Origin of the sequence: Pseudemcibacter sp., assembly GCF_965661635.1 — a bacterium.
Taxonomy (GTDB): Bacteria; Pseudomonadota; Alphaproteobacteria; order Sphingomonadales; family Emcibacteraceae; genus Pseudemcibacter.
In genome coordinates, this window is the sequence record NZ_CBFIEP010000002.1 from 1 (window position 1) to 1,990 (window position 1,990).

A 1,990-nucleotide genomic window follows, 5' to 3' on the forward strand; every position below is an offset into this window, starting at 1 on the left:
TGGAAAAGCAAAGCCGCTTGGAGCATATCCACATTTTAAAAGAGCGGGCGATTTTATTTTTGTATCGGGAACGAGTTCACGTCGCGAAGATAATAGTCATATTGGCGTGGAAATTGATGAAAATGGTAATTTATCACTTGATATAAAGGAGCAAACCCGCGCCGTTATTAAAAATATCGAAACGACATTAAAAGCGGCTGGTGTAGAATTATCTGATCTCGTTGAAATCAGCACCTACCTTATGAGTATGGATGACTTTAAAGGATATAATGATGTTTACGGGGAATTCTTTAATGCTGAAACAGGCCCTGCTAGAACTACTATTGCTGTACATCAATTGCCGCACCCTCATCTGCTTATTGAAATAAAAGCCGTTGCATATAAGAAGGAATAAGAATGCCAATACATCCAAAATTTAGGCCATTTAATTTTGAAAAATGGATCGAAGAACATAAAGAACTGCTAAAGCCCCCTGTGGGTAATAAAACGCTGCATGATGAAACCACAGGTATGATTGTAATGGTTGTTGGCGGGCCAAATACACGTGTCGATTTTCATGATGATCCGGTTCAGGAATGGTTTTATCAGATCAAGGGCGACATGATGCTGAAAATTGTTGAAGATAGCATTATTTATGATGTTCCTATTCGCGAAGGAGAGGTGTTTTTAATGCCTGCCCATGCTATTCATGCACCACAACGTCCACAAGAAGGTTCAATCGGGCTAGTGATAGAAGCACCGCGTGAAAAAGGCATGATGGAAGGGTTTGAATGGTATTGTTTTAATTGCGGTGAAAAAGTGCATCGCGTCGAAGTATCACTTGAAGACCCTAGTATGATCGTCACTGAACTTCCAAAGGTCTATCAAAACTATCACGATGATATAGAGGCTCGAACGTGTAAAAATTGTGGTGAAATTCATCCTGGAAAAGGAAAACCACCAGAAGGGTGGGTAAAGCTTTAGTATGATTATTGATATTCATTCACATTTCTATCCAGACAGCATCTTGGATATGGAAACCCGTTTTGGGAGCGGTTCTTGGCCGGGATTTCGAAAAGTATCTGCTGAAAAAGGGATGATCACCTTGGACGGTAAAGATTATCGCCCCATTTATGATGCATGTTGGAATCCCGCACGCCGCATTGAAGAACTTGATAAATATGGTGTTGATATTCAAATTATGTGTGCGACACCTATACTTTTTGCTTATGAAAAACCGGCTAAAGAATCGCTTGAATGTGCAAAACTTATGAATGATGAAGCCCTTAAAATGTGTGAACATAATCTCCGGCGATTAAAAACAATGTGTCAGGTGCCATTACAAGATATTGACTTAGCATGTAAAGAAGTGGGCCGTGCCATGGAGGGTGGTCATGTGGCCGTTCAAATTGGCAATCATGTTGGTGATAAAAACCTTGATGATGAAGGGTTGATTACTTTTCTGCAACACTGTGCAAGCATTGATGCACCGGTACTGATACATCCATGGGATATGATGTCGCCGGAACGTATGCCAAACTATATGCTTCAGTGGCTCGTTGCAATGCCTGCGGAAACACAACTTTCCATTCTTTCTCTGATTTTATCCGGTGCATTTGAAAGATTGCCAAAAAGCTTGAAACTCTGTTTCGCACATGGCGGCGGTAGTTTCGCTTATCTCATGGGCCGTGTTGATAATGCTTGGCGGGAAAGAGATATCGTGAGAAAAGATTGCCCGAATTTACCATCAAGTTATGTTGATCGCTTTTTTGTTGATAGCGCGGTATTTAGCAATGATGCCCTTGATTTACTTGTAAAATGCAGTGGTTCAGAGCGGGTGATGTTTGGAACGGATTACCCATTTCCGCTCGGTGAAATTGATATGGGTGCTTTGGTGCGTCATCATCCATCATTAAAGGATGATGAAAAAGCTTCCATTTTGGGCGCGAATGCGGCACGCTTTTTTAATATCGAAATATAACAGGAGTTTTTAATGAGCTTTGAATTTGTC

At 41.0% G+C, this 1,990-nt stretch carries 3 protein-coding genes; all 3 read left to right on the forward strand.

Features of this window, described 5'->3' with window-relative positions; genetic code table 11:
• The coding region (locus tag ACTF6W_RS00180) for a RidA family protein (protein ID WP_438992519.1) at window positions 1-394 on the forward strand (394 nt) is incomplete at its 5' end.
• A 2-nt stretch (window positions 395-396) separates the two neighbouring features.
• Window positions 397-963: a 3-hydroxyanthranilate 3,4-dioxygenase gene (locus tag ACTF6W_RS00185; RefSeq protein ID WP_438992520.1), complete on the forward strand. Its 567-nt coding sequence runs from the start codon at window positions 397-399 to the stop codon at window positions 961-963.
• A gap of 1 nt (window position 964) precedes the next feature.
• Window positions 965-1,960 carry an amidohydrolase family protein gene (locus tag ACTF6W_RS00190; RefSeq protein WP_438992521.1) on the forward strand — a complete coding sequence of 332 codons (996 nt, stop codon included), beginning with the start codon at window positions 965-967 and terminating at the stop codon, window positions 1,958-1,960.
• Window positions 1,961-1,990: the final 30 nt, after the last annotated feature.